General features: G+C 62.3%; 20 protein-coding genes. 7 read left to right on the top strand and 13 right to left on the bottom strand.

All coding sequences use genetic code 11. The features are described 5' to 3' along the window. Positions 1-245 precede the first annotated feature (245 nt). The 3 genes from HU737_RS17185 to HU737_RS17175 are packed head-to-tail and all read right to left on the bottom strand — an operon-like array spanning position 246 to position 6,004. Entirely contained in the window at positions 246-1,700 is a 1,455-nt protein-coding gene (locus HU737_RS17185; protein WP_186553950.1) for an AdeC/AdeK/OprM family multidrug efflux complex outer membrane factor, read from the bottom strand. Continuing rightward, on the bottom strand, positions 1,697-4,849 hold the full coding sequence (ttgB, locus tag HU737_RS17180) for a multidrug efflux RND transporter permease subunit TtgB (protein WP_186553951.1): 3,153 nt from the start codon (positions 4,847-4,849) through the stop codon (positions 1,697-1,699). Before ttgB ends, HU737_RS17185 begins: the two co-directional genes overlap by 4 nt. A 3-nt stretch (positions 4,850-4,852) precedes the next feature. Then, the gene (locus HU737_RS17175) at positions 4,853-6,004 is read right to left on the bottom strand and encodes an efflux RND transporter periplasmic adaptor subunit (RefSeq protein ID WP_186553952.1); all 1,152 of its coding nucleotides are present in this window, start codon (positions 6,002-6,004) and stop codon (positions 4,853-4,855) included. A gap of 256 nt (positions 6,005-6,260) precedes the next feature. On the opposite strand from HU737_RS17175, the gene HU737_RS17170 reads away from it, so the two are divergent. Beyond that, positions 6,261-6,893, top strand: coding sequence for a TetR family transcriptional regulator (locus HU737_RS17170; protein WP_186553953.1), 633 nt, complete (start codon positions 6,261-6,263; stop codon positions 6,891-6,893). A 183-nt stretch (positions 6,894-7,076) separates the two neighbouring features. Here HU737_RS17170 and HU737_RS17165 read toward each other — a convergent pair whose 3' ends face one another. Continuing rightward, positions 7,077-8,528, bottom strand: coding sequence for an MDR family MFS transporter (locus HU737_RS17165; RefSeq protein ID WP_186553954.1), 1,452 nt, complete (start codon positions 8,526-8,528; stop codon positions 7,077-7,079). A 368-nt stretch (positions 8,529-8,896) separates the two neighbouring features. Here HU737_RS17165 and HU737_RS17160 point away from each other — a divergent pair, with 368 nt between their 5' ends. Beyond that, positions 8,897-9,766, top strand: coding sequence for an isocitrate lyase/PEP mutase family protein (locus tag HU737_RS17160; RefSeq protein ID WP_186553955.1), 870 nt, complete (start codon positions 8,897-8,899; stop codon positions 9,764-9,766). Positions 9,767-9,784: 18 nt separating this feature from the next. Here HU737_RS17160 and HU737_RS17155 read toward each other — a convergent pair whose 3' ends face one another. Together HU737_RS17155 and HU737_RS17150 are read right to left on the bottom strand one after the other, a co-directional pair. After that, positions 9,785-9,958, bottom strand: a complete 174-nt coding sequence (locus HU737_RS17155; RefSeq protein ID WP_217838537.1) for a hypothetical protein — start codon at positions 9,956-9,958, stop codon at positions 9,785-9,787. Positions 9,959-10,036: 78 nt separating this feature from the next. Next, entirely contained in the window at positions 10,037-10,942 is a 906-nt protein-coding gene (locus HU737_RS17150; RefSeq protein ID WP_186553956.1) for a LysR family transcriptional regulator, read from the bottom strand. Positions 10,943-11,044: 102 nt separating this feature from the next. Here HU737_RS17150 and HU737_RS17145 point away from each other — a divergent pair, with 102 nt between their 5' ends. Together HU737_RS17145 and HU737_RS17140 are read left to right on the top strand one after the other, a co-directional pair. Next, positions 11,045-11,920, top strand: a complete 876-nt coding sequence (locus HU737_RS17145; RefSeq protein WP_186553957.1) for an MBL fold metallo-hydrolase — start codon at positions 11,045-11,047, stop codon at positions 11,918-11,920. Positions 11,921-11,948: 28 nt separating this feature from the next. Beyond that, positions 11,949-12,563, top strand: a complete 615-nt coding sequence (locus tag HU737_RS17140) for an NAD(P)-dependent oxidoreductase (protein ID WP_186553958.1) — start codon at positions 11,949-11,951, stop codon at positions 12,561-12,563. A 36-nt stretch (positions 12,564-12,599) separates the two neighbouring features. Here the strand turns inward: HU737_RS17140 and HU737_RS17135 are convergent, their stop codons facing one another. Then, the gene (locus HU737_RS17135; protein WP_186553959.1) at positions 12,600-13,475 is read right to left on the bottom strand and encodes a LysR substrate-binding domain-containing protein; all 876 of its coding nucleotides are present in this window, start codon (positions 13,473-13,475) and stop codon (positions 12,600-12,602) included. A gap of 115 nt (positions 13,476-13,590) precedes the next feature. Here HU737_RS17135 and HU737_RS17130 point away from each other — a divergent pair, with 115 nt between their 5' ends. Then, on the top strand, positions 13,591-15,228 hold the full coding sequence (locus HU737_RS17130; protein ID WP_186553960.1) for a 5-guanidino-2-oxopentanoate decarboxylase: 1,638 nt from the start codon (positions 13,591-13,593) through the stop codon (positions 15,226-15,228). 208 nt (positions 15,229-15,436) lie between these two features. Here HU737_RS17130 and HU737_RS17125 read toward each other — a convergent pair whose 3' ends face one another. After that, positions 15,437-16,357, bottom strand: coding sequence for an AraC family transcriptional regulator (locus tag HU737_RS17125; protein ID WP_186553961.1), 921 nt, complete (start codon positions 16,355-16,357; stop codon positions 15,437-15,439). A gap of 202 nt (positions 16,358-16,559) precedes the next feature. Between HU737_RS17125 and HU737_RS17120 the strand changes: the two genes are divergently transcribed. Continuing rightward, the gene (locus tag HU737_RS17120) at positions 16,560-16,868 is read left to right on the top strand and encodes an antibiotic biosynthesis monooxygenase family protein (protein WP_186553962.1); all 309 of its coding nucleotides are present in this window, start codon (positions 16,560-16,562) and stop codon (positions 16,866-16,868) included. A 32-nt stretch (positions 16,869-16,900) separates the two neighbouring features. Further along, positions 16,901-17,134: a hypothetical protein gene (locus HU737_RS17115; RefSeq protein ID WP_186553963.1), complete on the top strand. Its 234-nt coding sequence runs from the start codon at positions 16,901-16,903 to the stop codon at positions 17,132-17,134. Here HU737_RS17115 and HU737_RS17110 read toward each other — a convergent pair whose 3' ends face one another. The 5 genes from HU737_RS17110 to HU737_RS17090 form a co-directional block, all read right to left on the bottom strand. Then, complete coding sequence (locus HU737_RS17110; RefSeq protein WP_186553964.1) at positions 17,135-17,746, bottom strand: flavin reductase family protein; 612 nt, start codon at positions 17,744-17,746, stop codon at positions 17,135-17,137. It lies immediately after the preceding gene. Positions 17,747-17,863: 117 nt separating this feature from the next. Beyond that, a complete protein-coding gene (locus tag HU737_RS17105) occupies positions 17,864-18,229 on the bottom strand; it encodes a heme utilization protein (RefSeq protein ID WP_186553965.1) in 366 nt (121 codons plus the stop codon). 376 nt (positions 18,230-18,605) lie between these two features. Next, positions 18,606-19,925 carry an MFS transporter gene (locus tag HU737_RS17100; RefSeq protein ID WP_186553966.1) on the bottom strand — a complete coding sequence of 440 codons (1,320 nt, stop codon included), beginning with the start codon at positions 19,923-19,925 and terminating at the stop codon, positions 18,606-18,608. 288 nt (positions 19,926-20,213) lie between these two features. Next, entirely contained in the window at positions 20,214-21,548 is a 1,335-nt protein-coding gene (locus HU737_RS17095) for a sigma-54-dependent transcriptional regulator (RefSeq protein ID WP_186553967.1), read from the bottom strand. Next, the gene (locus HU737_RS17090; protein WP_186553968.1) at positions 21,542-23,299 is read right to left on the bottom strand and encodes a sensor histidine kinase; all 1,758 of its coding nucleotides are present in this window, start codon (positions 23,297-23,299) and stop codon (positions 21,542-21,544) included. Before HU737_RS17090 ends, HU737_RS17095 begins: the two co-directional genes overlap by 7 nt. Positions 23,300-23,407: the final 108 nt, after the last annotated feature.

Below are 23,407 nucleotides of genomic sequence, written 5' to 3'. Positions count from 1 at the left end.
ACTGGGCGATAATCGAACGGAATGTTCCAGTCAGTTACTTTTTATTGTCCAGGGTGGCCTCTTCGCGGGGCAAGCCCGCTCCCACGTTGGTCAGACTGAATCCTTCGGGTAGCGTGGGAGCGGGCTTGCCCACGCTTGCCAAGAGATTCTGCTCAGACCAACGTGGGAGCGGGCTTGCCCCGCGATGACTGGCCTCACAAACAAAAAGCCCACCGCGAAGGTGGGCTTGATGCGTTACCGATCAATCAGCCTTTGGGCGCTTGCAGCGATGCCTGCTGGTTGGCCTGGCCGGTACGCTCATACCAGCCGCCACCCAGGGCCTTGTACAGATTGACCTCGCTGGTCAGCTGCGACAGGCGATCACTGATCAATGACTGTTGCGCGCTGAACAGGTTGCGCTGGGCGTCGAGGAAGGTCAGGTTGCTGTCGATACCGATCCGGTAGCGACGCTCAGCCAGGCGGTAGTAATCCTGGTTGGCCGCGACCAGATCACGCTGCGCCTGCAACTGCTCTTCGAAGGTCTTGCGCGCCGCCAGGCCATCGGAGACTTCCTGGAAGGCGGTCTGGATGGTTTTTTCGTACTTGGCGACGTTGATGTCCTTCTGGATCTTCGAGTAATCCAAGCTCGCGCGCAGGCTGCCGGCGTTGAAGATCGGCAGGTTGATCTGCGGCTGGAACAGCCAGGTCCCCGACCCTCCTTTGAACAGCCCGTCCATGTCCGGGCTCAAGGTGCCGGCATTGGCGGTCAGGCTGATGCTCGGGAAGAACGCTGCGCGGGCCGCGCCGATGTTGGCGTTGGCGGCCTTGAGCAGGTGCTCGGCTTCCTGGATGTCCGGGCGGCGCGTGAGCAGGTCCGACGGCAGACCGGCGGGCACTTCGGCCAGTTGGTCGGCATCGAGCTTGAGCGGTGCTGGCAGGTTGGCCGGCACGCCAGTGCCGAGCAGCACGGTCAGGCTGTTGAGGTCTTGGGCGACCAGGCGTTGGTACTGCGACAGCTTGACCCGCGCGCCTTCGACAGCGGTGCGTGCCTGGCTCAGGTCGAGCGCCGAGGCGACCCCCACTTCGTTGCTACGACGGGTCAGGTTGTAGCTTTCCTCGTAGGTCTTGAGGGTGTCTTCGGTCAGCTTGAGCAGGGCTTGGTCAGCCTGCCAGGTGTAGTAGGCGTTGGCCACGCTGGCGACCAGGGCGATCTGCGTGGAGCGACGCGCCTGTTCGCTGGACAGGTAAGTTTCCAGCGCTTGCTCGCTCAGGCTACGCACACGGCCGAACAGATCCAGCTCGTAGGCGCTGACGCCGAGGGTCGCCGAGTACTGGCTGGTGATACCCGATTCGCCCGTCTGCGACATGTTCGCCGGGGTGCGCTGACGGCTGCCGCTACCGGTGGCCGAGACCGCCGGGAACAGGTCAGCGCGCTGGATGCGGTACTGGGCGCGGTAGGCGTCGATGTTCAACGCAGCCACTCGCAGGTCGCGGTTGTTGACCAGCGAGGTCTGGATCAGCTGCTGCAGCGCCGGGTCCTGGAAGAACTGGCGCCAGCCTTGTTCAGCGGCGGCGACATCGGCCGATTCGGTCGGCGAGTACGCAGGGCCTTGCGGCCACTGCGTTGCCACCGGTGCGTCCGGGGTCTGGTAATCAGGGATCAGCGAGCAGCCGCTGAGGATCAGGGCGGTTACCGCCAGGGACAACAAAGACTTGGTCATTGCCCAGCCTCATAACGTGGAGTTTCAGGGGTGGCGTCGGTTTCTGGCTTTTTGCTGCCGAACAACGACGACACTGCTACGAAGAACAACGGTACCCAGAAGATGGCCAGCACGGTCGCACTGATCATGCCGCCGATCACCCCAGTACCAATGGCATGCTGGCTACCCGAGCCTGCGCCGCTGGCGATGGTCAACGGTACCACGCCGAGGATGAACGCCAGCGAGGTCATGATGATCGGGCGCAGACGCATACGGCACGCTTCGATGGTCGCGTCGTACAGGCTCTTGCCTTGTTCATGCAGTTCCTTGGCGAACTCGACGATCAAGATCGCGTTCTTCGCCGCCAGACCGATGGTGGTCAACAGGCCAACCAGGAAGTACACGTCGTTGGACAGCCCGCGCATGCTGGTGGCAACCAGTGCACCGATGATCCCCAGTGGCACTACCAACACCACCGCGATCGGGATCGACCAGCTTTCGTACAGCGCTGCCAGGCAGAGGAACACGAACAGCAGCGACAGGGCGAACAGTGCCGGCATCTGCGAGCCAGAGAGTTTTTCCTCGTACGACATACCGGTCCAGGACATACCGATGCCGGTTGGCAGTTCGCTGGCGATGCGCTCGACCTCGGCCATGGCCTCACCGGTACTGTAGCCCGGCGCCGGAGCACCCAGCACTTCGACCGCTTCTACACCGTTGTAGCGCGACAGCTTCGGCGAGCCGAACGACCATTCGCCGGTGGCGAAGGAGGAGAACGGCACCATCTCACCCTTGGCGTTGCGTACGTACCACTTCTGCAGGTCTTCAGGGTTCATCCGGGCATTGGCATCGCCCTGGATGTAGACCTTCTTGACCCGACCGCGGTCGATGAAGTCGTTGACGTAGCTACCACCCAAGGCAATCGACAGGGTGTTGTTGATGTCGGCGATGGTCACGCCCAAGGCGCTGGCGCGTTCGTCGTCGACGATCAGCTGATACTGCGGCTCGTCGTTCAGGCCGTTGGGGCGCACTGCAGAGAGGATCTTGCTCTGTGCGGCCTTGGCCAGGAACTGGTTGCGCGCCTCCATCAGTTTCTCGTGACCGAGGCCTGCACGGTCCTGCAGGAACACGTCGAAACCGGTGGCGTTACCCAACTCCAGTACCGCAGGCGGGGCAAAGGCAAACACCATCGCGTCACGGAAGCCGAAGAAGTGCTGCTGGGCACGGGCCGCCAGGTTGAACACGCTGTTCTCCGCCGAACGCTCATCCCAGGGCTTGAGCATGATGAACGCCATACCCGAGCTCTGGCCGCGACCGGCGAAGTTGAAGCCGTTGACGGTGAATACCGACGACACGGTGTCGGCTTCGTCCTTGAGCAGGTACTCGCGCATCTGGTCGACTACCGCCTGGGTGCGCTCGGCACTGGAACCGGCGGGGGTCTGCACCTGGGCGAACAGGACGCCCTGGTCTTCTTCAGGCAGGAACGCAGTAGGGATGCGCATGAACAGCCAGATCATGCCGACCACGATCAGGGCATAGGCCAGCAGGAACGGCAGCTTGTTGCGCAGGATGCCACCGACACTGCGCTCGTAGCCTTGTACGCTGCGGTCGAAGTTGCGGTTGAACCAGCCGAAGAAACCGCCTTTGGCGACGTGGTGCTCACCCTTTTTCAGTGGCTTGAGCATGGTCGCGCACAGGGCCGGGGTGAAGATCAACGCGACCAGCACCGACAGGCCCATGGCCGACACGATGGTGATCGAGAACTGCCGGTAGATCACACCGGTGGAGCCGCCGAAGAACGCCATCGGCAGCAGTACCGCCGACAACACCAGGGCAATACCGACCAGCGCACCCTGGATCTGCTCCATCGAACGCTTGGTGGCTTCTTTGGGCGGCAGGCCCTCCTCGGACATCACCCGCTCGACGTTCTCCACCACAACGATGGCGTCGTCCACCAACAGACCGATGGCCAGGACCATGGCGAACATGGTCAGGGTGTTGATGCTGAAGCCTGCGGCGGCGAGGATACCGAAGGTACCCAGCAACACCACCGGCACCGTCATGGTGGTAATCACCGTGGCGCGGAAGTTCTGCAGGAACAGGTACATCACCAGGAACACCAGCACTACCGCTTCGATCAGGGTGTGGATTACCCCGCTGATCGATTCGGTGACCACGGGCGTGGTGTCATACGGGAACACCGCTTTCATCCCAGGCGGGAAGAATGGCTCCAGGTCGCTGATGGTCTTGCGCAGCGCCGTGGCAGTGTCCAGGGCGTTGGCGCCGGTGGCGAGCTTGACCGCCAGGCCCGAGGCCGGCTTGCCGTTGAACTGCGCGCTGACCGCGTAGTTCTCACCGCCCAGGCCGACCTTGGCAACGTCACCCAGGCGCACCTGCGAGCCATCGCTGTTGACCTTGAGCAGGATCTTCTCGAACTGCTCGGCGGTTTGCAGGCGGGTCTTGCCGATGATGGTGGCGTTGAGCTGGGTACCCGGCAGGGCTGGCAGGCCGCCGAGCTGACCGCTGGACACCTGGACGTTCTGCGCGGTAACCGCAGTGCGCACGTCAACCGGGGTCAGCTGGAACTTGTTCAGCTTGGCCGGATCGAGCCAGATGCGCATGGCGTACTGGGCGCCGAACACCTGGAAGTCACCGACACCTGCGGTACGCGAGACCGGGTCCTGCATGTTCGAGACGATGTAGTTGGCCAAGTCATCCTTGGTCATGCTGCCGTCTTCGGACACCAGGCCGATCACCATCAGGAAGTTTTTCACTGCCTTGGTGACACGGATACCCTGCTGCTGCACTTCTTGCGGCAGCAGTGGGGTGGCCAGGTTCAGCTTGTTCTGCACCTGGACCTGCGCCGTATCAGGGTTGGTGCCCTGCTCGAAGGTCGCGGTAATGGTCATGCTGCCGTCGGAGTTACTTTCCGACTGCACATACCGCAGGTTGTCGATGCCGTTGAGCTGCTGCTCGATGACCTGCACCACGGTGTCCTGCACCGTCTGCGCCGAGGCGCCCGGGTAGGTCACGGCGATGGCGATGGCCGGCGGCGCGATGCTTGGGTACTGGTTGATCGGCAGCTTCAGGATCGACAAGGCGCCGACCAGCATGATCACCAGGGCGATCACCCAGGCGAAGATCGGGCGATCGATAAAGAACTTCGACATGGTTTACTCCGCTTTGCCGTCTGCTTTCGCCGCATTGGCCTGAGGATTGCCCGGCTTCTTGACGTTGGTGGCTTCGCCGACTTTGACCTCGACGCCGGGGCGTACGTATTGCAGGCCTTCGGTGATCAGGCGATCGCCTGGGTTGAGGCCTTCCTCGATCAGCCAGTCGCTGCCCAGGGTGCGGCTGGCCTTGAGTTGACGCAGCTCGACCTTGTTCTCCTGGTTGACCACCATCGCCGTTGGCGTGCCTTTCAGGTCACGGGTTACGCCCTGTTGCGGTGCCAGGATGGCGTTGGCGTTGACCCCGTTCTGCAGGCGAGCGTGGACGAACATGCCCGGCAGCAGGGTGTGTTCTGGATTAGGGAACACGGCACGCAGGGTCACGGAACCTGTGGTCTCGTCGACCGAAACTTCAGAGAATTCCAGGCGGCCTTCTTGGGCGAACTTGCTGCCATCTTCCAGGATCAGCTGAACCTTGGCGGCGTTTTCCCCGGCCTTCTGCAACTGGCCGCTTTCCAGGTCGCGGCGCAGCTTGAGCAGCTCGGCCGTGGACTGGGTGACGTCGACGTAGATCGGATCGAGCTGCTGAATAGTGGCCATGGCGTTGGTCTGGCCATTGCTCACCAGCGCGCCTTCGGTCACCGAGGAGCGGCCGATCCGGCCACTGATGGGTGCCAGGACCTTGGTGTAGCGCAGATCGATCTGGGCGCTCTTGAGCGACGCTTCGGCCTGCAATCGTTTGGCATTGGCGTCATCGTATTCCTGTTTGGATACGGCCTGCTCGTCGATCAGCTGCTTGTAGCGCTCGGCCAACGAACGGGTAGCCTGCAAGTTGGCCTGGGCGTTGGCCAGGTTGGCTTCGTACACAGATGGGTCGATCTGGTACAGCTGCTGACCTTCCTTGACCTCGCTGCCTTCTTTGAACAGGCGCTTGAGAATGATGCCATTGACCTGTGGCCGAACTTCGGCGACGCGGAACGCAGTGGTGCGCCCCGGCAGTTCCGAGGTCAGGGTAAAGGCTTGTGGTTGCAGGGTGACGACGCCGACCAGAGGAGCCTGCGGCGCAGGTGCCGCCTCTTCTTTCTTACAGCCACTTAGCAGTGTTGCCAGGGCGACGGCGGAAACCAGGGCGGTGACGGCTGGCTTGAATTGCATGAGGATCCTCGGGTCGCGAGAGCTGGGAGACGCTCAAGAATAATGGAAGAGTCTTGTCAGAAAAAATGCTATCGGCTGGATTAATAGCTTACTAACGAATATACTTACATTCATGGTTGTTTGTAAATACCATACGGTAGTGGTCAGTTGCCACACCGAGCCTTCAATTGCCCCGGGAGTCGCCCATGCAGAGGTGCCCCCGGCCTGATTCCCAGCTGCCGCGTGAGCGGCTGGGCCCTGATGAGGTTGTGCTGCCATGGTCCGTCGAACCAAAGAGGAAGCCCAGGAAACCCGCGCCCAGATCATCGAGGCGGCGGAAAAGGCCTTCTATAAGCGCGGGGTTGCGCGAACTACCCTGGCCGACATCGCGGAGCTTGCGGGGGTCACCCGTGGGGCGATCTACTGGCACTTCAACAACAAGGCGGAGTTGGTCCAGGCGCTGCTTGACAGCCTGCACGAAACCCACGACCACCTGGCTCGCGCCAGCGAGAGCGAAGATGAAGTAGACCCGCTCGGCTGCATGCGCAAGCTGTTGCTGCAGGTCTTTACCGAGTTGGTGCTGGACGCCCGAACCCGGCGTATCAATGAAATCCTGCATCACAAGTGCGAGTTCACCGATGAGATGTGTGAAATTCGTCAGCAGCGCCAAGGCGCGATCCTTGATTGCCATGAGGGCATCACCCTCGCGTTGGCCAATGCAGTACGCCGTGAACAGTTACCTGCGGATCTGGATGTGGAGCGTGCCGCCATCGCCCTGTTCGCCTATGTAGACGGGTTGATTGGCCGCTGGTTGTTGCTGCCGGACAGCTTCGACCTGCTGGCCAACGCCGAGCAATGGGTCGATACCGGGCTGGATATGCTGCGCTTGAGCCCTGGCATGCGCAAATGACACTTTGTTAAGGATTGTGAGGAAGTGTTGCCCGGTTGTATTAAGGGACAGTTAATGGGTTGGCCGAACTGACGCTATCGCGGGGCAAGCCCGCTCCCACGCTGCTGGCCCCTGCTGGGAGGCGTCGGAGCGGGCTTGCCCCGCGATAGCGCCCGTCCAACCACCTCGTCCTGCAATGCCAGCTCAATGCCCGCGCAATTGCCGATCCGGCAAACCGATCGCCGCGAACAAGCCCAACACGGCCACCGCTGCGCTGCCGATCAACAACTGCTTGAACATCTCCAGCAGCCGCGCCTGGGTCGCAGGGTCTGCATCCCCCGCCTGCAAACTGCCCAGTAGCGGATTACCCAGCAACGCAAACCCGCCATCGTGCAGCAGCGCCAGCATCAGGCTGGACATACAGGCAACGCCCATCGCGCCGCCCAGCGAGCGGAACAGATTGGTGGTGCTGGTGGCAACGCCAATGTCCTTGATCTGCACCGAGCTTTGCGTACCCACCAGCGAGGTCGGAAATTGCAAACCGCAGGCAATGCCCACCAGCAGCATGAACACAGCGCTGAGTAACCCCGACTGCGGCGGGGTGAGGGCCATGGCGAAAATCGCCAGCGGCATCAATACCGCGCCGGTAAGAATCTGCGGCTTGTAGCGGCCAGTCAGGCTGGTCAGCCGGCCACCGCCAAACGCCCCCATCGGCAGCCCCATGGCCAATGGCAGCAGGTGCAGGGCCGCGCTATCGGCGCCCGCGCCGGTAATGCCTTGGTAACGCAGCGGCATCAGCATGGTCAGGGAAATCGACTGGAAGCTGGCGAAGAAGATCACCACCCAGCACAGCACAGCGACCCGATTGCTGAACAGCGAGAGGGGCAGCAGCGGCTCCTGGCAACGGCGCTCATGGCCAATGAACAGCAGCAACCCCAGCAGGGCGCAGCCGAACAGCGCCAACACGGGCGTGGACAGCCAGGCATGTCCCTGACCGACCAGGGTAATGCCAAGCAACAGACTGCCCAGGCCAATAATCAGTAGCACCGCCCCGAGGTAATCCACTTGTGCTTCACGGCGCTTGACTGGCATGCCGCGCAAGGCGCTGTTGATCACCCAGAGCGCCGCCAGGCCCAGCGGCAGGTTGATCCAGAACACCCAGTGCCAGGACAGGTACTCGGTTAGCCAGCCACCAAACACCGGCCCGGCCACGCTGGCCAGCGCGTACATGCTGCTGAAGTAGCCCTGATAGCGGCCACGCTCGCGCGGCGCCACGTAGTCACCGATGATCGCCTGGCTGACCGAGACCATGCCGCCTGCGCCGACCCCTTGCAGCACCCTGGCCAAGACCAGCTGCTCGATGTTCTGCGCCAACGCGCAAAACACCGAGGCGAGGGTGAATAGCGCGGTGCCGGTGAGGATCATCCGCCGACGGCCATACAGATCGCCGAGTTTGCCGTAGATCGGCACGGCCACGGTCATCGCCACCATGTAGCCAGAAATCACCCAGGCCAGCAGCCCGACATCATTGAACTGGGCCGAGATCGCTGGCAGCGAGACGGCGACGATGGTCTGGTCCAGGGCACCGAGAAAGATCGCCAGCATCAGGGCGCTGAGGACACTGCGCAGGACGGCGGGGGGCAGGGCGGCGGTCACGGTCATACCTTGTAATTGAAAACAGCCGGATCGCGGGCTGCTCACGCTGGTCAAGTGTAACCTGACTTAGGTAGCTTCCTATGTAGTATGTGCATTCCCTATGCAAGATCGGCATTAGCCCTTTCACCCGGATGTGCATGGCTGCGTGATATCGTGGCCGGGCCGCAGAGGCTGAAATCAGGGCTTTGCACCAGCTTGGTGCATCATTTTGCCGCAGATTTTCCGGTCGCTGTATCCCACGCCTTTTATTCCTCTGCCTGCATGTCGAGCATGACCGCCCAGATGGCGACGGTTGGAACAGGTCAGGTAGACCCAATTTCGGGGTCGGTTGTCAGCCAGTTCAATTTCAACGTTATTGCGGAGTGATCATGCCCAAGGCTTCCCACCAAGATCTGCGTTTTGCCTTCCGTAAACTGCTCGCCTCAGGCTCGTGCTATCACACCGCCTCGGTCTTTGACCCGATGTCCGCACGCATCGCCGCCGACCTCGGTTTTGAGGTGGGCATCCTTGGCGGTTCGGTCGCTTCGCTGCAGGTGCTGGCCGCGCCTGACTTCGCCCTGATCACCCTGAGCGAGTTCGTCGAACAGGCCACCCGCATCGGCCGTGTTGCCCAGTTGCCAGTGATGGCTGACGCCGACCATGGCTATGGCAATGCGCTGAACGTGATGCGCACGGTGATCGAGCTCGAGCGCGCCGGTGTGGCCGCGCTGACCATTGAAGACACCCTGTTGCCAGCACAGTTTGGCCGTAAGTCGACTGACCTGATTTCAGTGGAAGAGGGTGTTGGCAAGGTGCGCGCAGCCATCGAGGCACGGGTCGATTCGTCGCTGTCGATCATCGCCCGCACCAACGCCGGGGTGCTCACCACCGAAGAAATCATCGTGCGCACGCAGAGCTACCAGAAGGCCGGCGCCGATGCGATCTGCATGGTCGGGGTGAAGGACTTCGATCACCTGGAGCAGATTGCCGAGCACTTGAGCGTGCCGCTGATGCTGGTCAGCTACGGCAACCCGAATCTGCGTGACGACGAGCGTCTGGCGCGCCTGGGGGTGCGGATCGTGGTCGATGGGCACGCCGCCTACTTTGCCGCGATCAAGGCGACCTATGATTGCCTGCGCTTGCAGCGTGGCCAGCAGAACAAGTCCGAGAACCTCAGCGCTACCGAGCTTTCGCACACCTACACCCAGCCTGAGGACTACATCCGCTGGGCCAAGGAATACATGAGCGTCGAAGAGTAACGGCAGGCTGCCGTCGGCTTATCTGACGGCGCTCAGGGTCGCGGTGTGGGGAACGCAGTGCTCCTGGGCGCAACTGGCCGCCGAGTTGGGCTGGTTGCGTAGCAGTTCGACTCGCCAGCAGGCCGAGCCATAGAGGCCTGCGACCGCGACCAAGGCGAAGGCCACGGCGCATCTTCTTGTTCTTATGCTCATCGAGCTTACCTCCTTCAACAGCGACAGGTGGTAACTACAAGCATAGGTCAGTCTGATCACTTTGTAGGCAGTGGCGGCCTAAATGCCGCTATCCCACTGCGGCTCATCCTTGAAACGCTGAGCAAGAAAATCGAGCATGCTGCGCAAGGTCGCCGGCATGTGCTTGCGCGAGGTATAGACCGCATTCAGGTTCAGCTCCCGGGGCTTGGCCTGCGGCAGCAAGCGCAGCAGTTCGCCCTTTTTGAGGGCGCAAGCTGCCTGGTAAGTCGGCAGCATGGCGATGCCTGCGCCGGCCAGCGCGGCCTTCTGCAAGGTCATGGCTTCGTTGGCGCTGATATTGCCTTGCACCGGCACGGCGAGCTGACGGCCATCCACTTCGAAATGCCACAGGCTATGGCCGAAATAGGCATGGGTCAGGCAATTGTGTTGGCTCAACTCCTCCACCTGTTGCGGTACGCCATGGGTTTGCAGGTAAGCGGGGGCGGCGCAGACCACAGAGCGGCAGACCGTCAGGCGGCGGGCGATCAGGTTGGGATCAAGGTCGTTGCTGGTACGAATCGCCAAGTCGATGCGCTCGTCGACCAGATTGACCGTGCGATCGAGCATCTGCAGCTCGACCTTAACCCCTGGAAACAAGCTCACATACTCCGCTACTGCATCGACCAGTTGCGCTTGGCCAAATGACGTACTGACGCTAATGCGCAGCTCCCCGCGTGGCGCATCGTCCGGCTGGCGCACGGCGCTTTGCAGGTCGCCCGCCAACTCCAGCATTTGCCGGCAGCGCGGCAGCGTCTCCTGGCCAGCGGCGGTCAGGCTGAGTTTGCGCGTGGTGCGCTGCATCAGGCGTGCGCCGACCCAGTCTTCCAGTTCTGCCAGATAGCGCGACACCACTGGCCTGGACATCTGCAGATGATCCGCAGCTGCCGACTGGCTACCCAGGTCGACGACGGTGACAAACACGCGCATGGCGTTAAGACGGTCCATGATCTGCTCGATTTTGGAAACAAACTATGTAGCAGCATCGCATTTTTTGTAATGGATCGGGCAACTAAGCTGTCCTGCATCGACCATTCACAGGATCAGCCAATGTCATTTCTTACCCCCTTGCGCAGCGTGTTGCTGGCGTGCGCAGCACTCGCAGGCCCCGTACTGGCTACCGAGCCTTTGCAGCTTGAGGTCTATAACCCAGGTCATGAGGCGATCTTTCCAGTCAGTTCGGTGATCGTCAGTGGCGAGCATGAGGCGATTCTGGTCGACGCTCAGTTCGGCAAGGCCCAGGCCGAGCAAGTGGTACAACGCCTGCGGGCCAGCGACAAGCGCTTGACCACGATCTATATCAGCCATGGCGACCCGGACTATTACTTTGGCCTGCAGACCCTGACCGCAGCCTTCCCCAAGGCACGGGTGGTGGCCTCTGCGGCCACCGTGGCGCATATCCGCAAGACCATGGATGCCAAGCTAGCCTATTGGGGGCCGCAGATGGGCGCTGATCAGCCCACGCGTCTGGTCGTTCCGCAAGTGCTGCAAGGCGATCGCCTTGAGCTGGAAGGGCAGGCGCTGCAGATCATCGGCCTGGACGGCCCGCAGCCTGATCGCAGTTTCGTCTGGATTCCGTCGATCAAGGCGGTGGTCGGTGGCGTGGTGGTGGCCGAGCATATTCACGTGTGGATGGCCGATACCCAGACCACGCAATCCCACGCCGATTGGCTGGCGACGCTGCAACGCATTGAGCAGTTGGCTCCGCGCACGGTGATCCCTGGTCACTATCTGGGCAAAAGCAGCCAATCGCTGGACGCGGTGCGCTTCACTGCCAACTACATTCGTGCCTTCGACAGCGAAACCGCGAAGGCCAAGGATGCCAACGCGCTGATCGCAGCCATGAAAGCGCGTTACCCAGACCTTGCCGACGAAAGCTCGTTGGAGCTCAGCGCCAAGGTCGCCAAGGGCGAGATGAAGTGGTAATCCCTTTCAACCTGATGGAGTGTTTCCCATGAGCAAGATCGCAATTATCGGTGCTACCGGACGGGCTGGCAGCCAGTTGCTGGAAGAGGCCCTGCGCCGTGGTCACAGTGTCGTGGCCATCGCCCGTGATCCGTCCGCGTTGCAAGGGCGCGAGGGCGTTACTGTAAAGGCCCTGGATGCCAAGGACAGTGCAGCGTTGCAGCAGGCTGTGGCTGGGGTCGACGCGGTGCTGAGCGCGGCGCACTTCTCCACCCTCGAACCGCGTGCGATCATCGAGCCGGTCAAGCGTGCCGGGGTCAAGCGGCTGCTGGTGGTGGGTGGGGCAGGTAGCCTGCTGTTGCCGTCGGGGCATCGGGTGATCGATAGCCCGGATTTCCCTGAGGCTTACAAGGCTGAAGCTACGGCCGGGGTGCGTTTTCTTGAAACGCTGCGTCAGGAGCAGAACCTGGATTGGACGTTCCTGTCGCCGTCGGCGGAGTTTGTCGAAGGGCCGCGCAGTGGGCATTACCAATTGGGCAAGGATCATCTGCTGATCGGGGCGGATGGCAAAAGCTGGATCAGCTTCGCCGATTACGCCATTGCCATGCTTGATGAGCTGGAGAAACCGGCGCATTCGCGGCAGCGCTTTACGGTCGGGTACTGAATGCTGGGGCCGCAGAGCGGCCCATCCAGCACAGCATCACTGGCTGGCACGTTGTTCCAGCCAATCCAGCAACTCGATCAACCCCGCAGGGGGGCTCTTGGCTGGGCTTGCCAGGTAATACGCCTTCCCCGTCATCACCTTCAAGCCAAACGGCATGCACAACCTGCCGCTGCGTAGGTCATCCCCAATCAGCGCCCAGTCGCCAATCGCCACGCCAGTGCCCTGCGAGGCCATGGCCATCGCCATGTCCAGGGTTTCGAAGTGCTGGCGCGGGCCGTGCAGATCGAACCCTGCCCCCGCCGCCTGTAGCCACAGCCGCCAGTCATGCTCGTCGCGCGAAGGGTGCAGGAGCATGTGCCCAGCCAGATCTTCAAGCTGCGCCAACGGCACTGATCCATCTAGCAAGGACGGTGCGCACACCGGGGTCAACTGCTCATCGAACAGCTTGCGCACCCGCAGCCCATGATTGGGCGCATTGCCGTAGACCACCGCCGCATCGAACCCTTCGCGACGAAAATCCACCCCATGCTGCACGGTGGTGGTCAGCTCCACCGGCACATCCGGACGCAGGGCCTGCCACTCCATCAGGCACGGCAGTAGCCAGCGCATCACGCAGGTTGGCGCTTTGAGTTGCAGGGTGGCGCTGCGCCCGCCCACTTCACGCACACCTTGGTCGATCAAGGCAAACACCTGCTGCACCCGCGGCAGCCAGTCCTGGCCTTCGCGGGTCAGGCTCAGGCCGCGCGCCTGGCGCTGGAACAGGGCATAGCCCAAGTGCTCTTCGAGGCTGGCGATCTGCCGACTGACCGCACCTTGAGTGATGTGCAACTGCTGCGCCGCACGGGTGAAGTTGCAGTGCTGGGCAGTCACCAGAAACGTGTGCAGTGCAGGCAGGGGAGGGAGGCGTTTCATCGCAGTCAGCCATGATCTGAGGACATGGCTAGTATGTGTTTTTTTGCATTGTGGCGATACCGGCTGCTTGGTTCCAATGAGCCCTGATTTCAACAACAAAGCTGGGTATCGAACGATGGCAACCTGTGGCGAAGTATTGGTCAAACTGCTCGAAGGCTATGGCGTGGACCATGTCTTCGGCATCCCCGGCGTGCATACCGTGGAGCTCTATCGCGGACTTGCTGGCTCATCCATCCGCCATATCACTCCGCGCCACGAGCAGGGCGCAGGGTTCATGGCCGACGGCTACGCGCGCACCCGCGCCAAGCCTGGGGTGTGCTTCATCATCACCGGCCCTGGCATGACCAACATCACCACTGCCATGGGCCAGGCCTATGCCGATTCGATCCCGATGCTGGTGATCTCCAGCGTGCAGTCGCGCGACTCGCTCGGTGGTGGGCGTGGCAAGTTGCACGAGCTGCCTAATCAGTCTGCGCTGGTTGCCGGGGTGGCGGCGTTCTCTCATACCCTGATGTGTGCAGATGACCTGCCGCACGTGCTGGCGCGGGCTTTCGCGGTGTTCGAGGGGGGGCGGCCGCGTCCGGTGCATATCGAGATCCCGCTGGATGTGCTGGTCGAGCCAGCCGATCACTTGCTACCAGGGCGGCCGGTGCGTACCAGCCGCGCCGCTGCATCACCTTCGACTGTAACGCTGATGGCCGAACGCCTGGCCAAGGCCCGCCGGCCACTGATCCTCGCTGGCGGTGGCGCACTGGCCGCAGGGGTGGAACTGACCGCTCTCGCCGAACACTTGCAGGCCCCGGTGGCGCTGACCATCAATGCCAAGGGCCTGCTGCCAGCCGCTCACTCGCTGCAGATCGGCTCGACCCAATCGCTGTCCGCCACCCGCGCGTTGGTGGCCGAGGCCGATGTGGTGCTGGCAATCGGCACCGAGTTGGCCGAGACCGATTACGACGTGACCTTCAAGGGTGGCTTCGAGATTCCCGGCAGCTTGCTGCGGATCGACATCGACCCTGACCAGACAGTTCGCAATTACTTGCCTGAGCTGGCGCTGGTGGCCGACGCCCAACAAGCGACAGGGGCGTTGCTCGCTGCGTTGCAGGCGCAGCCGCCAGCGGTGCTTGAGGCGCAGTGGGGGGTGGCCCGGGTGGGTCAGTTGCGCCAGGCGTTGGCGGCTGGTTGGGATCAGCCGACCCTGAGTCAGACGCGCCTGTTGACGGCGGTCCTGCAAACGTTGCCCCGGGCGATCCTGGTCGGCGACTCGACCCAACCGGTGTACACCGGCAATCTGACCCTGGACCTTGATCAGCCGCGCCGCTGGTTCAATGCCTCCACTGGCTACGGGACGCTTGGCTACGCCTTGCCAGCGGCCATGGGCGCCTGGCTCGGTAGTGCCGAGCAGGTCAGCCAGCGCTCGCCCGCAGTGTGCCTGATCGGCGATGGTGGCCTGCAATTCACCCTGCCGGAGCTGGCCAGCGCGGTGGAAGCGCAGGTGCCGCTGATCGTGCTGCTGTGGAATAACCAGGGCTATGAGGAAATCAAGAAGTACATGGTCAATCGGGCGATTGAGCCGGTGGGCGTGGATATTCATACGCCGGATTTTATCGGCGTGGCGCGGGCGTTGGGTGCGGCGGCTGAGGATGTGGCGGATGTGGCGCAATTGCAGGCGGCGTTGGCTAGCGCTGTCGAGCGTAAGGGGCCGACCTTGATCCAGGTGGATCAGGCGCAGTGGCAGCAGGCTGTGCAGGGCTGACGACCGCTGCGAGGGCTGCGCCCTCGTTCGCGGGCAAGCCCGCTCCCACAGGTACAGCGTTGGACCACGGGCAGCGTTTGCCTGTGGGAGGTGGTCTGGGGAAACATGTACAGCGCTGCGACATAGAGCAGCGCGGTCCTTGTGGGAGCGGGCTTGCCCGCGAAGAGGCCGCCACCGACGCAAGCAGGACAGTGCTACGCAACAGTAGTCAGTTGGCGCTGGCCCTCAGCCTGGCCACATCCCGAATCGGCGGGGCGCCATACAGGCGGCTGTACTCGCGGCTGAACTGCGACGGGCTCTCGTAGCCCACCCGATAGCCCGCCACCGCTGCTTCTATCCCATCATTGAGCATCAGCCGCCGCGCTTCTTGCAGGCGCAGTTGCTTTTGATACTGCAACGGGCTCATTGAGGTCACGGCCTTGAAACGGTGATGCAGGGTCGAGGTACTCAGGTTGACCTCACGCGCCAGGTCCTCGATGCGCAGCGGTTGCTGGTAATGCTGGTTGAGCCAGGCAATGGCCTGGCATACCCGGTGGGTCTGGCTGTTGGCCAAGGCTATTTCATACAGGCGATGACCTTGGGGACCACGCAATACGCGGTACAGCAGCTCGCGACGAACCAATGGCGCAAGCACTGCGATATCTCTTGGCGAGTCGAGTAGCCGCACCAGGCGCAGCAGCGCATCGAGCAAGGTCACGTCGCTGCGTTCGACGAACAGTCCGCGCCCCGACGGCATGCTGGGCACCAGCATCGGGCCGCTTTGGGCGATGAGCTGGCTAATTTCGGCCGGGTCGATGTCCAGGCGCAGGCCCAGGCATGGATTCTCTGGGCAGGCATCAAGCATTGCCCCGGTTATTGGCAAGGTCACCGAGACCACCATGTAGTGCAGGGGGTCGTAGGTGTAGCGTTCATCGCCGAGAAACAGCGTCTTGTTACCCTGGGCAAGGATGCACAGGGCTGGCTGCGCCAGGGCAGGCATACCGCGCACATTCTCCTCATAGCGACTCAGGAACAAGCCGTCGATCACCGATTCAACCCCATTGGTCTCGGCGGTGTGGCGCAGGATCAGCCCGGAAAGCTCCTGGCGCAGGGTCTCCAAAGTCGGTTCGAGGGTCGCTGGCGTGGTCATGGCGTGGATCCTATGTAGTGACCAGCAGGATAGGTTTGGGCAAGCCGCGGCGCTAGTCGATTACTGCACGTCGATTGCCTGATCCTGCAGCGTGGCAGGATCAGGCAATCGGCGTGCAGTAATGGCCTAACGGCGCGCGCGGGCCAGGCCCTACGCTGGCCAGCCTGGTTTTTCCGTCCGCCCCGCTTCAAGGAGATCGTTCATGACCCAACGCCAACCGGTCACTCACTTGGCTTTTATCCGTGCCAGCAACGGTCGTTCGGCGGAACTCGGCGTGCGCCTGCGTGACCTGCTCGAGCCATCGCTGCGCATGCCCGGCTGCCTGAGTTTCAGCGTGCAGCGCTCGCAAGCGGATGACGACCTGTGGCTGCTCAGCGGCAGCTGGCGCGATCAGCAGGCGATGAGTGGCTATTTTGCCTCGCCTAATCTCGATCTGTTTGGTGAGCTGGTGCAGGCGCATGTGGTCGCCAGCCTCGATCTGCATACCTTCAGTGACCAGGGCTCGGGTTAGAATGCGCACTTTTACCCAGACTGGATTGCACGATGGCACGTAGAGAGTTCCCCCACTTCGAAGCGGTTTCGGCGATGGTCCCCGTAGAAGGTGGTGGTTATAACGCGGCGATTGCGGTGAAGGCATTGAACGGCATGGGCACCCCGCGCTTTCACAAGGTGCTCGATGGCCAGGTGTTCAAAGGCGCGATAGCGGCCGATGAGGCCGCCTGCGCCGAGCTTGAACGCCTGCAAGGGGTGAGCGAAGAGGGCGAGCTGATCTGGTGATCAGCCGTTGACCTGGGGCCGGCCCATCTTGAACAGGTTGCCCAGTTCGAAGTAGTCCTGCGGGCCGCCGCCGCGCAGGATTGGCTCGCCGGCAGCGGTGTCGTAGATGCCGTCTTTGAGCAGATGCTCGGCGATGTGCACCGCCACTACTTCACCGAGGATCAGCCAGCTGGGCACCAGCTCCTGGTCAGCGCGTTTGAGCTGGACGATCTGGCTGACCTTGCATTCGAAGGCGACCGGGCTTTCACCCACCCGCGGCACGCCGACCAACCGCGATGCCGTTGGCGTCAGGCCACTCAAGACGAACTCATCGACTTCCGCAGCGACTGCTGCGCAGCTTTGGTTCATCTGCTCGGCCAGTGGCCGAGTGGCCAGGTTCCAGACGAATTCGCCGGTCTGCTCGATATTGTTCAGGCTGTCTTTGCGCCCGACACTGCAGAAACCGATGATCGGTGGAATGTAATTGAAGGCGTTGAAGAAGCTGTATGGCGCCAGGTTCAGGCGGCCTTCGCGGTCTTGCGAAGAGATCCAGCCGATGGGTCGAGGGCCGACGATGGCGTTGAACGGGTCGTGGGGCAGGCCGTGGCCTTTGGCGGGTTCGTAGTAGTACATCTGCTCAGGGCCGGGGCCCTTCCTCTGGGATGGACGAGGCGCCTAGTGTGCCAAGCCTGAGCCTTGCTGGAAATGATTAAGCCCGACCGAAGCCGGGCTGGGTGTGAGCATCAGCAATCAGCTGATGCGGTGGGCGTTGGTGCGATCGAAACCGTCTTCGGCGAAGCGTGCGCCGCCAGTGCGATCGAAGCCATCTTCGGCGAAGCGTGCGCCGCCAGTGCGGTCGAAGCCATCTTCAGCGAAGCGTGCGCCGCCAGTGCGGTCGAAGCCGTCTTCGGCGAAGCGTGCGCCGCCAGTGCGATCGAAGCCATCTTCGGCGAAGCGTGCGCCGCCAGTGCGGTCAAAACCATCTTCTGCATAGGCCGCCGACTGGGTTTGAGCGGTGGCGAAGTTGTGGGCGGTGGTGCGGTCAAAACCGTCTTCGGCGAAGGCGCCAGTAGCCAGTACAGAGAGAGCCAGGGTCAGGATCAGTTTGTTTTTCATGGTCGTTGCTCCGGTGAGTCGTTGGGTTGTTTGTTTCTATGGGTTTAATGTTACGCCGATTAATTTGATTAAAAAGCGCAAATATCTGGGTTTAATAATCGTATTTATCGATGTTTGTTTGAGTGCCTAGGAATTCCCGAGGTCATTTACCCGGGGGAGTGATTTCTTGGCAGGTTGGTCAGCAATGTCAGGATGACGGCGGGGGATTAATGAGTAATTAACGCTCAGACCGTTCGTCGAGCTATAGCGGCGTCACAGGTTTGCCACATCGTTTGGACTCTGTGAGAGCGGGTTTACCCCAAAAGCGAACTGCCCAAATGCAAAAGGGGCGCACCGTCTGACGGTGCGCCCCTTTCTGGTTACAGCCCGAGCAGGATCAGTCGGTCGTGATCCGCGAGTGGGTCTTGGTGTCTTTCATGGTCGCGTAGACCAGCAGCGAGCACGCGATGCAGCCGGTGACGTACCAGTAGAAGCCGCTCTCCATGCCGACGCTCTTGAACCACAGCGCCACGTACTCGGCGGTGCCGCCGAAGATCGACACGGTCAGCGCGTACGGCAGGCCCACGCCCAGGGCGCGGATTTCAGTAGGGAACAGCTCGGCTTTGACCACGGCGTTGATCGAGGTGTAGCCGCTGACGATGATCAGCGCCGCCATGATCAGGAAGAACGCGCCCCACCAGGTGGTGATGGTGTGCAGGGTGCTGAGGATCGGTACGGTGAACAGGGTGCCGAGCACGCCGAAAGCGATCAGGATCGGGCGCCGGCCAATCTTGTCGGACAGGCCGCCAATCACCGGTTGCAGGCACATGAACAGGAACAACGTAGCCGCCGAAATGGTGGTCGAGTCACTGATGCTCATGCCCACGGTGTTGACCAGGTACTTCTGCATGTAGGTGGTGTAGGTGTAGAAGGCCAGGGTACCGCCCATGGTCAGGCCGACTACGGTCAGCAGCTCCTTGGGATGGCGCATCAGGGTGCGCATCAGGCTTTCCTTGGACTTCTCTTTCTTGGTGAAGGAGGCAGTCTCTTCCATGCCACGACGCAGGTACAGCGCGACCACTGCGCACAGCGCGCCGATCACGAACGGTACACGCCAGCCCCAGGCGTACAGCTCTTCGGTGGTCAGGGTGTTCTGCAGAATGATCAGCACTGCCAGGGCAATGAGCTGGCCAGAGATCAGCGTCACGTACTGGAAGCTTGAGAAGAAGCCACGACGCTCCTTGCTGGCCATTTCGCTGAGGTAGGTAGCCGAGGTGCCGTATTCACCGCCCACCGACAGGCCTTGCAGCAAGCGCGCAAGTACCAGCAGGATCGGGGCGGCGACGCCGATGGTTTCATAGCCCGGGGTCAGGGCGATGACCAGCGAGCCTGCGCACATCAGCAGGACCGAGGCCATCAATGCCGCTTTGCGGCCCTTGCGGTCGGCGTACAGGCCCATCAGCCAGCCGCCGATTGGGCGCATCAGGAAGCCCACGGCGAAAATTGCGGCGGTGTTGAGCAGTTGTGCGGTGGTGTCGCCAGCGGGGAAGAAGGCCTTGGCGAAGTACAGCGAGAATGCAGCGTAGACGTACCAGTCGTACCACTCGACCATGTTGCCGATCGAGCCGCTGAAAATCGACTTGAGACGGCTGGCGGTGGTTTTTTCCGCGGCAGGCGCTATGGCCGCCCCGGTTGGCAGGGAGGTGGCGTTATCCATCAGAGGTAACCTTCTCGTTGTTTTTGTGGAGCGCGCTGGGGTGCGCTTGCACAGGTGTTTGCAGAAGGTGTGCCAGATGGGTACAGGGCGATCCATTTGGGGGCGCACCATGGTGTCGTGCGCTCCCGCAAAAAACAGTGAAACCGCGTAACCAAGGCCTTGCACGAGGCGATTGAGGCTGCGGCTTGTTGTCGCACAATGCGTGCCGTGCGCCACCACCGTTCAGGTAAATCGCCTTAAATGAGCGGATATCCGCTTATCTTAAAGATGAAATAGGCAAAAATCCGCCTATTCGCGCTCAATGAAATCTTCTCGAATCAGACCATGGCGCTGCATCTTCTCGTTCAACGTTCGCCGTGGCAATTGCAGGGTTTCCATCACGCCCTTGATCTCACCCTTATGCTGGCGCAGGGCGGCGCGCAGGCATTGCGCTTCGAAGGCTTCCATCTGTTCGACCAACGATGACCCGCCGTGGCTCTGCTCGGCACTGGACGCCCCCAGCCCCAAGGCATGGCGTTCTGCGGCATTGGCCAGCTCGCGGACATTGCCCGGCCAATCGTGGGCCAACAATTGCGCCAACTGTGCCCCGGATAGCGCAGGTGCGCTGCGGTTCAAGCGCTCGGCGCTAGTGCGGGCGAAAAACTCGAACAGCAGCGGGATGTCTTCTCGCCGTTCGCGCAGCGGTGCCAGGCGCAGTTCGGCGACGTTCAAGCGATAGGCCAGGTCTTCCCGGAAGCGCCCGGCGCGGGCTTCTTCCAGCAGATCCGGTTTGGTTGCGGCGATAATTCTCAGGTCGACATTGATGCTTTGGTTGGCGCCCAGGCGTTCGAGCTTCTGCTCCTGGATCACCCGCAGCAGCTTGGCCTGTTGGGCCAACGGCATGCTCTCGATTTCGTCGAGAAACACCGTGCCGCCGTTGGCGTATTCCAGCTTGCCGATGCGTTTGCCCTGAGCACCGGTGAAGGCGCCGCTTTCATGGCCAAACAGTTCGGCTTCGAACAACGCTTCCGGGATCGCTGCGCAATTGAGCGCCACGAACGGCTTGTCGGCGCGCGGCCCGAAGTCGTGCAGGCAGCGCGCCACACGCTCCTTGCCGCTGCCGGTTTCCCCTCGAATCAGCACATTGACCGGCAGGCTGGCCAGGTCCAGCACCTGTCGGCGCAGTTGCTGCAGGCCCTGGGACATGCCCAGCAGCGTGCTCTCCAAACGCGCCTTGAGGTCGGCCTGTTCGTGCAGGCGGCGGTTCTCCAGCACCAGTTGGCGCTTTTCCAGGGCGCGGCGCAGGCTGCCCAGCAAGTGCTGGGGCGTGAAGGGCTTTTCCAGAAAGTCATAAGCGCCGTTGCGCATGGCTTCCACCGCCATCGGCACATCACCGTGGCCGGTGAGCAGTATCACTGGCAGGTCGGGGTCTTGTGCGTGTAACTGTTCAAGCAACTGCAAACCGCCCATCCCTGGCATGCGCACATCGCTGATGATCACCCCTGGGAAGTGCGCCGGCAGTTGCGCCAGGCACTCCTCGGCACGGGCGAACAGCTGCACGCTGAAGCCCGACAGGCTCAGCCACTGTTCGACCGCGGTGCGGATACTGGCTTCATCATCGACGACGATCACTGAATTCAACATACCGGCTCCAGATCGCGAGGCAGGGTCAGGCTAAAGCGTGCGCCGCCAGGCAGGTTCTCGACTTGCAACTGGCCGCCGGCATCATGGACGATGCCATAGGAGATCGCCAGGCCCAGGCCGAGGCCTTCGCCCACCGGCTTGGTGGTGAAGAACGGGTCGAAGACCTTGGCCAAGTCGGTTTCATCGATACCGCCACCGGAGTCGAGCACGCTCAGGCGCCACTGGCCGTTGTCAGTTTCGATGCGGATCTCCAGGCGTTTGTAGCGTTTGTCGGCCATGGCGTCGAGGGCATTGCGCAGCAGGTTGATCAGCACCTGCTCCAGGCGGATCGCATCACCGCGCACCCAGGCCGGGCGGGCCAGGTACAGCGCCACTTCGACTTCATCGCTGCGGATGCGGGCGTCCAATAGATGCAGGGCCTGGTCGACCACATTGGCCAGGTCCAGGCGTTCGCGCAGCCCACCAGGGCTATTGCGGGCGAAGGTCTTCAGGTGGCCGGTGAGCGCCGCCATGCGCGCGAGCATTTGCTCCAGCGGCTCCAGGGCTTGGCGCGCTTCATCGAGGCGGCCATGGTCGAGCAGCAGGCGCAGGGTTTCCAGTTGCATGCGTTGGGTGGTCAGCGGCTGGTTGATCTCATGCGCCAGCGCTGCTGACATCTGCCCCAGCGCCGCCAGTTTGGCCGACTGCACCAGCCCCTCCTGGGCGGTGCGCAGTTCACGGGTGCGCTCTTCGACCTGGCGCTTGAGCTCTTCACGGCTGCGCTGGCGCAAGCGCGCCAGGCGCAGGCGCTGGCTGACGAACAGCGCGGCGAACACCAGGGTCAGCCAGATCGCGGCGGCGGCCAGCGCGGCGTTGCGCCCGTCCTCACTGACCTGGGGTTTGCGTAGCAGGTGCAAGGTCCAGCCTTCGCCTTCCAGCGGCAGGCTTTGCCACAGGTATTCAACCGGGCCATCCGGGCGTTGCACTCGGCTCAGGTGGCTGTTGCCATCGAAGCGCGTCAACACCTGGTGCTGCAGCGGGACCAGTGGTTGCTTGTCGTACTGACGGGTTTCGGCCAGTTCTGCGCGGTCGGCGCCCGTCAGCGGCGCCAGTTCACGGTAACGCCAGCCGTCCTGGTTAGCGATGAAGATGATCCCGCGGGCATCGCTGACCAACAGTACATCGCTGCCCTGGCGCCATTCGCGCTCAAGTTCGGGGAACTCCAGCTTGACCACCATGGCGCCAAGAAAGCGCCCTTGCTCGTCATTGACCGCGCTTGAGAGGAAATAACCTGGCACGCCACTGGTCACGCCGACCGCGTAGAAGCGGCCACTGCCCTGGGTGCGGGTCTGTTTGAAGTAGGGGCGAAAGCCATAGTTGGAGCCGACATAGGTGGTCGGCAGGCGCCAGTTGCTGGCGGCGACCGCCAGGCCGGTATGGTCGAGCAACTCAAGAGTAGAGGAGTTGGCCGCACCGTTGATGCGTTCGAGCTTGCGGTTGAGGGCATCTTGCACCGGCTCGCTGACCGGGCCACGCAAGGCGGCGATCAGTTCCGGGTCCAGTGCCAATACCGCCGGCAGGGCGCGGTAGCGTTCGATCAGGGTATGCAGAGAATTGGCGTACAAGCCCAATTGCTGGGCGGCACGGCGGGCGTCGGTTTCCATCGACTGGCGCTTGGCCTGATGCATGGCCCAGCCGGCGCTCAGAGCGGTGCCGACCACAATCAGCAACACGATCAGGCCCAGGCGCAGTGCGCGAAACGAAGAAGGCATGGTGCAGATCCTGGGGCTGTTGAGATCTATTGGAGGTGTGCTAGGTGTGCCGGCCTCATCGCGGGGCAAGCCCGCTCCCACGCGTATCCTTCTGTTGAGACTGCGTGG

It is taken from the genome of Pseudomonas urmiensis (genome assembly GCF_014268815.2).
GTDB lineage: Bacteria > Pseudomonadota > Gammaproteobacteria > Pseudomonadales > Pseudomonadaceae > Aquipseudomonas > Aquipseudomonas urmiensis.
Note: the sequence above shows the minus strand (reverse complement) of the source record. Positions and strands in the feature narration are given on the sequence as shown.